The organism is Myxococcus sp. RHSTA-1-4 (genome assembly GCF_020037125.1).
Classification (GTDB): Bacteria; Myxococcota; Myxococcia; order Myxococcales; family Myxococcaceae; genus Myxococcus.
On sequence record NZ_JAIQDG010000073.1, the window covers coordinates 1 to 10,653 of the forward strand.

The following is a 10,653-nucleotide window of genomic DNA, read 5'->3' on the forward strand; positions in this document are numbered from 1 at the left end:
CCCCGAACCCTACCTCTTATGCTGCCTCCTCCCTTGCCTGCTCCCCTCATCCGGCTCTCACCCCGGTGAACGGTTACCGGGAGCTGAGCCGAAGCCACAAGAGACGAGCCCATCGCCTGGGGCAGCGGTGAAGGCCAAACCGAAGAAGGAGCGCACGCTGCGACTGGATTGGGCCGGGCTGCTGCGCAGTGCGTCCGCGCTGGACGTGTTCGCCTGCGCTAAGTGTGGAGGCCGGCGTCGGGGGCTGGCGTACCTGACCGCCCCCACCGAGCTCGCGCCATTTTGGACGGTAATCCAGCGCCTTGAGCGCACTCGACACGGGGCGCCAGAAGGCCATCCTCAGTTCGGGCAGCGTCCAGCCAGCGGTTCAAGGGGGCGCACACATGGGGTCGTCGGCGCCTCCTGACACCAACCCCGGCCCCCTCGGTTCCCCGGCTCGCCGCCGCGTTATCCTGGTTTGCCCGTGAAAACCCGGGCGGCTAGTGTCCGCCGCCCACCATGCATACCCCTGTTCTTCGCGTCCCAGTGGCCCTGTGGCTGCTGTCCCTCGTCCTCGTGCTCCCAGGCTGTCAGGCCTCCTCCCGTGAGGCACCGGAGCCCGCCACCGGCGGCCCGGAAGCCTCCGAGTCCGCGCCCCAGCCGCTGTACGGGTTCAACAACTCCCTGCTCAACAACATCCACCCGCTCGGGGATGGCAGCCCCTCGGCCGGGGAAATCCTCGACTGGATGGAGACGGCGGAGGACCTCATCGAGTTCGCCGAGGAGTTCGGCCAGTGCGCCGCCGGCGGGTTCAATGAGCCGGGGTGCTCCGCGCGGGACCTGGTCTGGCGGGGCATCTGCTACCTCTTCGCCCAGCAGATGAGCGGCATGCTCATCTTCGACCCGGGCATCCCCTTCGAGGAGGTCTGCAACGGCGAGCCGCCGCTCAAGTGCTGCAAGTACGACCCCGCCACGCAGGAGTCCTGCCACTCCGCCTTCAACTCGGAGGCGCCCATCAACTGCGAGGGCAACTGGACGACGCCCAACGCCGAGTCCTACGGCCCGTGCATCCCGCGCAATGCCTACCCGGGCGACCCGGGCTGCTTCTGCAACTACATTCCCGTGTGCGTCGGCCCCACCGGCACCGTGTCGCAGCCCACCGGTAGCGCCCCGTGGCGCTACAACCAACTGGGTGTCTCGCTGGCGCAGTCCATCGAGAAGAACCTCATCCACTCGCAGCCCGGCCCCTTCATCGACTACGTCAGCTTCGTCGGCTTCCGCCCCCACCGCCGGGTGATGCTGGAGCTCGCGCCCTTCGCCAGACCCGACGAACTGCCCGAGGGCTACAACGTGGGCGACGCGTACCACGCCAACGACAATGACCCGGATGCGCGCTACCTGCGCGGCCTGGTGACGCTCGCCATCCAGCGCGTCTTCTCGGGCATTCCCAACCTCCAGAACCGGTGGAACCACGTCTCCGGGCGCCAGTGGACGGAGGCGGAGAAGACCGCGTACCTGTCCGGCGTCGCGGACCCGGACCTCACGCTGCGCCAGTGCGTGGGCGACTTCGGCCTGGCCATGCTCCAGAGCGCGCAGCCGGACGTGTACGCGCTGCTCTCGGTGCCCCTGGAGGGAGAGACGAATCCGGACTGCGCGCCGGGCTGGGTGGGCGGAGCCGCCATCGGCGCGGCGCCTTCCGTGACTGTCTCCGCGAGCACCTCGGGCGCCAGCGTCACCGTGGCTCCGGCCATCAGTGACCCGAACGCCAGCGACAACGCCCAGGGCTCCTACGCCGTGGAGGTGGACTGGGGCGACGGGCGCGTGCAGGGCTGGGCGTACGTCGCCGCGAACCCGGCCACGCAGGCGTATACGCATACCTACGCCGCCGCCGGCACATACTCCGTCAAGGTGAGCGTCATCAACACGTCGGGCCTGGTGGGCAGCGCCCTCACGCAAGTCACCGTGGCCGAGGGCTCCGGGCAGCCCGTGCCGCCCTCCATCCAGACGGTGCAGTTCGAGCTGGAGGCGGCGGTGAAGGCCAACACCCACGGCCGCGTGCGCGTGGACGTGTCGGCCACGGATGGCCAGGGCGAGAGCCACTCGCTGGGCTACCTCTGGGTGGAGCTGTCCGGTGCCTCGGGCACGCTGGTGACGGTGCCGCTCGATGAGGTGATGCCGCTGCGCGACCTCACGGACCTCGTCTCGCTGAAGCTGACGCCTGCCCACTACGACGGCTCCAGCGTCTCCTCGCGTGAGCTGATCCTGTCGGCCGTGAAGCTGCGGCCCCATGGGGCGCCGGGCGCCACCACCTATGCGCTGACGAACCGGGACGTGAAGGTGTACGCGGCCTCGTCCACCACGCCCACCGCGCCGGTGATGGAGGCGGGGACGGGCAAGCTGCGGCTGCCCGTGCAGAACGCGGACATCGTCATCACCGTGCCGAGCAGCACCACGCCGGACCCCAGCGCCGCGTACGGCTGCCGTCCCGTGGAGACGGAGACGCCGTTGATGCGCTCGGCCGGCGGTGGCTGCGAGGACATCGCCACCGGGCTGGTGTTCACCCAGCTTCCGGGGACGATGACGTGGCATGACGCCGTCTGGGACTCGGCGCTGGAGGGCAACGCGGCGCCGGACGCGGATGACCACGGCCGCGTCAATGACTACCCGGGCAACTACCCCGCCGCCGGGCCGGACGCCTCCACCGTGAATGCGTGCCACTCGCTCGTCCAGGGCGGGTACTCCGATTGGCGGCTGCCCACCGAGAATGAGCTGCTTGCCATCGCCGGGGTGGCCCGCGCGGGCACGTACCTGCCCTATGGCACGGCCGCCTACGCGTGGACCTCCACCAGCTACGATGCGGCCAACGCCGTGCTGCGGCACCTGGACTCCGCTTCACGGACCACCGCCGCGAAGGCCACCGCCCTGCACGCCACCGTGTGCGTGCGCAGCCCGCCTCCGCCCGCGGAGCACGGCTGCCGCGTGCCCGCCGATGGCACCACCGTCTTCACCTCCGGCCAGGGCGGGTGCCTCGACACGCGCCCGGGCGGGCTCGTCTGGAGCAAGGCCTCCGTGCTGCCGAAGAGCTGGAATGCCGCCGTCTGGGGCTCGGAGCTGGCGGGCAACTCGCCTCCGGACGCGTCCGACGGAGCGCGGGTGAATGACTACGCCGAGGCGATGGTTCCGGGCACTCCGGACAGCTCCACCGAGAACTACTGCCACTCGCTGGTGGAGGGCGGCCATGAGGACTGGCGCCTGCCCACCGTGGCGGAGCTGGTAGCCGTGAAGGGCGCGGCGCTGGCGGCGAAGTACTTCGCCTTCGACACCTCCGAGGCTGTCTGGAGCGCGAACACCGCCTCCACCACGACCTCGGCGACGGCCGTCACGCTGGTGGACACGCGGAGCCACACCACCAGCGCCAAGACGACGCTGCACCGGGTGGTCTGCGTGCGCACGCCGGCCACGGTGGTGGCCGCGGACCTGGCGCCCACGGCCTTCACCGCGCCCTCGGCGGTCTCCACCCGGGAGACGGTGGCCTTCACGTGGACGGTGGCCAACGGGGGCTCGCAGGAGGCCCCGGCGAGCTGGCGCGACGGCGTGTACCTGTCCACCGATGCCACCCTCAGCCGCGACGACCTGTTGGTGACGGACCAGGCGCGCGACGTGGCGCTGGCCGCGGGCGCGAGCTACTCGGCGAGCAAGTCGGTGGCCATGCCCGGTGTGCCCGCGGGCAGCTACTACTTCCTCTTCCGCACCGACAGCACGGCCACGAAGGTGGAGGTGGACGACGCGAACAACACCTGGACGGCCGTCGCGGTGAGCGTGACGACGCCGGACGTGGTGCCCACGGCCTTCACCGCGCCTTCGGTGGCGGACGTGCGCGAGGTCGTGACCTTCACCTGGACGGTGGCCAACGCGGGCACCGGCACCGCGCACCCGAGCTGGAACGACCAGGTGTACCTGTCCACCGACGAGGTGTACGGCATGGGTGACGTGCAGGTGCTGTCGCAGTCGCGCTCCACGGCGCTGGCGGCGGGAGAGAGCTACTCGGTGACGAAGACGGCGACGCTGCCCAACGTGGCGGCGGGGGACTACTTCCTCCTCTTCCGGACGGACAACGGCGCCGCGCTCTATGAGGCCGACGAGGCGAACAATGGCTGGGCGGCGATGCCCGTGACGCTGCTGGCCGGAGACCTGGTGGCCGCGGGCTTCACGGCTCCCGCCTCGGCCGACGTGCGCGAGTCCGTCTCCTTCACCTGGACCGTGCGCAACGACGGCACCGGGGACGCGCAGCCGAACTGGAACGATGCCATCTACCTCTCCACCGACGAGACGTACGGCACCGGGGACGTGCAGGTGCTCTCTGTGTCGCGCACCGCGGCGCTGGCACCGGGGGCGGGCTACTCCGTAACGCGGGCGGCGACGATGCCCAACGTGGCCGCCGGCAGCTACTTCCTGCTCTTCCGCGTGGACCACAACGCCGGGCTACTGGAGGCGGATGAGACGAACAACGGCTGGACGGCCGTGCCCGTGACGCTCTCGTCCGGAGACCTGGCGCCCACGGCCTTCACTGCTCCGGCCTCGGCGGACGTCCGGGAGACGGTGACCTTCACGTGGACGGTCCACAACAACGGGACGGGGGGCGCGCAGCCGAGCTGGAACGACAACGTCTTCCTCTCCACCGACGAGACCTACGGCACCGGGGACGTGCAGGTGACGTCCGTGAGCCGCGGCACGGCGGTGGCGCCGGGGGCGAGCTACTCGGTGACGAAGACGGCGACGCTGCCCAACGTGGCGGCGGGGAGCTACTTCTTCCTGTTCCGCACGGACCACAACGCCAACCTGCTGGAGGCGGACGAGACGAACAACGGCTGGACGGCGGTGCCCGTCACCGTCACCTCGGCCGACCTGGTGCCCGGCACCCTCACCGCGCCGGCCTCCGCCAATCCGGGCGCGTCCTTCACCGTGTCGTGGACCGTCACCAACGCCTCGGCCAGCGGGGATGCCCACCCGAGCTGGACCGACCAGCTCTACCTGTCCACGGACGCGACGTGCTGCACGGGTGACACCTCGCTGGGGACGGTGAACCGCAACACGGCCCTGGCTCCGGGGGCGAGCTACACCGCGTCTCGCACCGTCACCGTGCCCGCCACGCTGGCGCCGGGGAGCTACCAGCTCTTCCTCTCCGTCGACCGGAACGCGGCGCTGCAGGAGTCCGACGAGACGAACAACGTCATCTCCGTGCCCTTCACCGTCGGCCCCTGAGGCCCCGGGCTCCCGCCGCCATCCCGAACGAGGATGGCGGCGGTGGAGGCGGCGGGGATCGAACCCACGCCGGGCGGTGCGAAAACCCCAACAGGATCGCGCCCTTACCTCGTAACCGCCCGGAATGCTTGGGAGTCGATATCCCGCCGCGTCCCATCCCGTCCCCCCCTGTTCCAGCCCGTTCCGCAGGCTCACGCGACATAGACGCAACATGGCGGGAGCCCTCACGGGGGCGCGTGCCTAACCACCTTCAGCAAAGTCGGTTGAGCCAGCCTCCCACGAGGGGTCAACCGGTCTACCGCTCTGGCGAGTTCACCGACTTCACTGAGGGAGTCTAGTAGCGGTACGCCTTGCTCACGCCGCCAAGGTGATCACAGCAAATCGGGGTATCTCGATCCCTGGCCTGTCCGTAGCTGCAACAGCCTGCTAGCCGCAGGTCCAGGTCTCCACGTCGCCGCCGGGATCGGTTTGGTCGCAGCAAGACGGACTGTCCAGTGCGTAGCGGTAGCACCCAGTTATGCAGCTAGTCCGAAACTGGACGCCGACTCTTTCGCCCCGAACGTACACGCATTGGTAGTCGCTCGACGTGCCGCTGCACGCACCCAATTGCTTTCTCAGACAGGCTAAATCGTATTTCGTATTGGTATTGCAGACGGTGCTACTCTCCCGCGAATTCAGAACCAGCTCGTAGCACGTCGGCGTCTCGCTCTCAGTACCACACGCTGTCTCGCTCTCATTACCACACGCTGCCACGGCGAGCACCGCCGCTGTGATCGCAATCCACTTCATTTCCGCTCCCTCCTGGTTGGACGCCAGTGATTCACGAACGCAGATTACTTGGGGCAACGATGCAGGGCACGGGTGAAGACGTCTTCAGGGGCATCAGACGACGACGTTTCTGGGAGCACTACGGCCGAACCCCTTCACACGCCGGCCTGAGCCTTAACGGACTTCCCTGAAGCAGGTTAGCGCGTGCTGACCTCGTCCTGCGGCAGCCCGTGACGGCGGGGTCGACCTAGGCCCATTTCGACCATGGCCTCGCCGGCCACCTTCGCGACCTCCATCAGCTCGGCCGCCGCGCCCTCTTTGCCGAAGTGCCCGCCGAGCCATCCGCGCAGCTCCGTCGCTAGCTCCCCTGCCGTCTGGTAGCGCTTGGCGGGCGAGCGTTGAAGGAGCTTGCACAGCGGCAGGCGGAGGCTTTGGGGGAGCTTCTCCGTTACCGCTTCCACATCCGCCTGCGTGTACGTCGCCGCGCGCCAGATCGTCGTCTCGACAGCCGGGTCACAACCCGCCAGCCGGGCACGGGTGACGGCGCGCTCGACTCGGGCGAGCTGCCTTCGTGAAAGCGTCGCCTTCACCTCTGCCGAGATCCCGTCAGGCGCGTCGAGCAGGTTCTTCCCCGTGCACAGCTCCAGCATTACGAGCCCGAGCATGAAGAGATCCGAGCGAGCATCCACGCGACGACCTAGCAGCATCTCCGGTGAAGCGAAGTAGGCATCCCCCGGCAAGCGGGGCTTGGAGGAAACAACGCGACCGGGCAACCGGGAGAGTGCGAGGCCGAAGTCGGAGACCTGAACCCCGCCCTCCCAATCGACGAAAACGTGCTCCAGGTCGATCGCCCGGTGAACGATGCCGAGCGGGTTCCCCTTTTCGTCCTTCGCCCCGTGCGCGTGCTCAAGGGCGCTCGCGACCTGCTCGCCGACGTACAGCGTGAAGAACGGCGAGAACCACCGATCGCACTCCGAAACGATCGCGAGCAAATCGTCGAGCTTGTGCCCGACTGGGTGCTCGGTGATCACGTACCAAGCCGTTTCCGCCTTGTGCAGCCCATGAACGCGGAGGATCCCCGGGTGCTCAAGGTACGTGGAAAGCCGCACCTGCTCTTCTAGCTTCGCCCGTGCCCGGTAGACGCTCCGAGCCTCCATGCCGCTCGGCACCCCAACCGCCTTGAGCAGCACCTTCCCCCTCGGGTGGTTCCCCTCAAGCGTGCGGCGCCGCGCGACGAAGAGATTCAGCCCGTGGTGGGCCTCTCCCAAGTTCTCCCGGAACTCGTAGGCGTGCGTACCGTCGTTGAACAGAATCGCCCCCCTGGGGAGCTTGAACTCAATTGCCGGCATCCTCGATCCTCCCGCCACTCGCGCGGGCACCGGGCCAACGCGACGCAGGGGCACGTTACCCAAGGGATCAGGGCAATTGGAACTCCCTCACAGGGTGGGGTGTTAAGGAGCGGCCCGAACGAAAATCGGACCACCTACCCGACACGTCACCCTGCGGGAACGCTCAGGGCCACTTAGAAACAGGCTTGCCGGAGGCCAAGTTGGCGGTCTTCCCTGCCGTGTCCTTCAGCGCTTCGGCCGGTGCATCCACCACGAAGCACACGGGCAGCTCGTCCTTTCCAGGCAGCTTCACGCGTTCGTACTTCACGATCACCCGCCCGGGAGCCCCGCCGCGCGTCTTTTCAGGAATGAGATAAACCTTCCCCCCGAGGAACCGCGTGCCTGGGGGCGCGACCTGCAAATGCCGGGGGTCGGTCACGCCCTTCGGGACGACCCCCACCACGTCAGCGCCAGCGGGAAACCACGGGTCTTCCTCGCGCCCCTTCCGATCGTCGATCACGAGCTGAAACCGCTCGCCGCCGACATTCCACCCTAGCTCTTCGCTCATAGCCTCCTGCGCGCCCGCTGGGCACTCGAAAGGCTCCGGCCTGACCTGGACACCTGGACACCCCATCGCAAGGGCGGCGACGAGCGGGAGCCCTTTGCACACGCCCGGCAAGGGGGGCGCCTTTTGGCCGCGTTCGGCTCGCGCCTGTTTCGGGGCATCGGGTCGCTGGGTCTTCACGGAAACTTCCTCCTGAACGGCGGCAGGTGACGAGCCTGCGTCCCCCGAAACTATGGGGGCGGGGGCTGACATATCAGGCGAGACTGTCTTGGGGGATGCGGAAGGGGCACCAGGGGGCACAGGGCGCGCGGCGACGTGCGGCTCGGCGGTCGGCGCGGGCGCGTCCTGGGAAACGCTCCAGAGGGCTACGGCAGCGGCAAGCGCGACGACAGCGGCGCCAGCCGCGAGCCTCCCTAACTTGCGCGAGCGGGGCTTGACCGTCGCCGCCAACGTAACCGGCGTCTCACCTTCGACGGGCTCGGCCTGCCGCTGCTCCGAAGGTGGATGCACGGGCGCGGCGAAATCCTCTCCTGGATCCGCTTGAAGTTCCGCCAGCTCGCGCCGAAGCACTTCGGTATCGACGGGGCGCCGCTCGGGATCGCGGGACAGCATGGAGTCAACTAGGTCGCTGAGTGCTTCCGGCACGCGGGGGTTCACCTTCCTTGCCGGAAGCGGGGCGGCAATCGGGTGATTGAGAGTGAAGCGGTCGCGGCACTGAGTAGGTCGCGCATCGGTCAGCAGTTCGTAGAGCATCGCGCCCAACGCGAAGATTTCGTCGGCCACCTGGAAGGCGTATCGCGCCCGGTGCTCGTCTATGTGCTCCCGCAGGAACCTGAATTGCTCAGGCGCGCGAAAACGGTCTGTGCCGGGAGGCAACCCCTCATCAGTCAACTCGTCCGCGTGGCCGTGGGTCGCACAGCTATAGTCGATGATGACCGGCTCTCCGTCGCTCTTCCGAATCAGCACGTTTTCGAGCTTCAAGTCGCGGTGAAGAATGCCTTTGCTGTGCATGTAAGCCAGCGCCGAAGCGAGCTTCACGAACACGCTCAGAATCTCTCGCGCGGTTGGGTGCTTGCGTTCCTTCCATTCTCCGAGGGTCCAGCCGTCCACGTAATCCAGCACAAGGAACACGTTCCCTGTCTCCGCGTACCCGTACCCGCGAGGGCTGACGATGTTCGGATGGCTTAGCGTCAGCAGAATCGCCAGCTCACGCAGCACGCGGGCATGGGTTTTCTTTTCGTCCCCGCTGGCGTCGCGGTGTCGCGCGAGCTTGAGCGCATGTGGCCTGCCGTTCTTCTCCACAAGGTAGACGACAGCAAAACCGCCGTTACCTAGTTCCTTCACGACGTGCCATCCGTCAATCACCGTGCCGGAAGGCAGGCGGAGCAGGTTCAAAGTCATCGGTCGCCCTCCATAAAGCGAACATCCGGAATCACAAGGCTACGGCCACCCGAGCCGCGCACCTCCAACGTGAAGACCTCTCCCGCGTTCTTCGGTAGCGCGTCCACAACCGCGAGCACCCGCAGCGCCGCCCCCGGCGCAATTTCCCCGCCCCCCACGGTCACGACCCGAGCCCGAAGCGTGACGCCCCGCTTGCTCGTAAACGTCGCCTCACGCGGCGCCCATGGTTGCTGACCGGCTGCGTTCCAGATCATCACGTCCACGAGTGCCCACGCCTTCCCGCGATACGACCCGCCCGCCGATGACCGCAGACCCCGCGCTTCGTCGTTAGCCGGGCCAGCCGCGCCCGTTCTGACCCCATTCTCGTCGACGTAGCCCAGCAACACGAAGTCTTCCGGTCGGGGAGGGGCGCGCGGCGCATCGGCAGGGCACGGGCCGCTCGGCAGCTCGCGGCGTTCCACGTCGATCCGTGCGTCCGCTTCGGCCGGGTCGGTCACGAGTACAAACGCGGCCCGTGCCGGTGCGCGCCCGTCCGCGAAGAGAACCGTCAGCTCGTGGCGCTCGCCCGGGCGGAGATCCTCAACGGGCTGAACGATGATCGAGCGCTTGCCCACGTCGAGCACTCGAATCCGCGACCCGTCGCCCGGGCCCACCGCCGTGTCGACTGTGCGCGGCTGCTCGTCGACCGTTAGCGTGCTTTCAGCGATCATCGTCGGGAAGAACAACACCGTCGGAGCTGCCGCCTCGACGCGGACTTCGGGCAAGGGCTCGGCCGGGTTCCCGACGACAGCAACGGGCCGCTCTCGCTTCGTGCGTGGCGTGGCGGCATCGGCTCGCGGCGCAGCTCCCCCCAGCAGCACGAGCGCAAGGGCCAATCTAACGGGTTGCAGCAATGGTGCCTGACCTCCGAAGACGGGGCACGCTACCACCGCCTGCGATTGCGCAGGGGCACTGTCTCGCCCGCGGCGCCTAGCTCCGAGGGTCTAGCGGTACACCTTGCCGCCCCACAGGAACGCCCCGTCGACGAGCGGCACGGAGTAGGCGGCAACGCTCCCGGTGGGCAGCAGGTACGCGACGAGCAGCTCGTTTTCCCAGCTGCCCGGCTTCCCCTTCATCCAGTCGGGGTCGAGCGTGCGCCCCGCCCCGACAGCGATCGCGCGGCAATTGCCCTCGCGCCCCGCCCTGACGTGCATCCCCGGCCGGTGTGAGTGACCGAAGGCAATGGTCAGCCCCGGGGCGCCCCACTCGTCGGCCACCTTCGCGGCATGGTGCTTAGCACTACTGCGTCAGGGGTAGGCAGGGGGGAGCGGGCAAGTGAGGGCTGTGCGCCCTGGCCACTATTGCGTTGTC

General features: G+C 68.3%; 5 protein-coding genes. 1 reads left to right on the forward strand and 4 read right to left on the reverse strand.

Features of this window, described 5'->3' with window-relative positions:
* Positions 1-498: 498 nt before the first annotated feature.
* Positions 499-5,241: a CARDB domain-containing protein gene (locus tag K8638_RS43770; RefSeq protein WP_223760740.1), complete on the forward strand. Its 4,743-nt coding sequence runs from the start codon at positions 499-501 to the stop codon at positions 5,239-5,241.
* Positions 5,242-6,206: 965 nt separating this feature from the next.
* Here the strand turns inward: K8638_RS43770 and K8638_RS43775 are convergent.
* The 4 genes from K8638_RS43775 to K8638_RS44775 form a co-directional block, all read right to left on the reverse strand.
* Entirely contained in the window at positions 6,207-7,358 is a 1,152-nt protein-coding gene (locus K8638_RS43775) for a protein kinase (RefSeq protein ID WP_223760741.1), read from the reverse strand.
* A gap of 163 nt (positions 7,359-7,521) precedes the next feature.
* Entirely contained in the window at positions 7,522-9,303 is a 1,782-nt protein-coding gene (locus tag K8638_RS43780; RefSeq protein WP_223760742.1) for a serine/threonine-protein kinase, read from the reverse strand.
* Positions 9,300-10,196 (reverse strand): DUF2381 family protein, encoded by an 897-nt coding sequence (locus tag K8638_RS43785; RefSeq protein ID WP_223760743.1) that lies wholly within the window; start codon positions 10,194-10,196, stop codon positions 9,300-9,302. Before K8638_RS43785 ends, K8638_RS43780 begins: the two co-directional genes overlap by 4 nt.
* A 90-nt stretch (positions 10,197-10,286) precedes the next feature.
* Entirely contained in the window at positions 10,287-10,418 is a 132-nt protein-coding gene (locus K8638_RS44775; RefSeq protein WP_255663145.1) for a hypothetical protein, read from the reverse strand.
* Positions 10,419-10,653 lie beyond the last annotated feature (235 nt).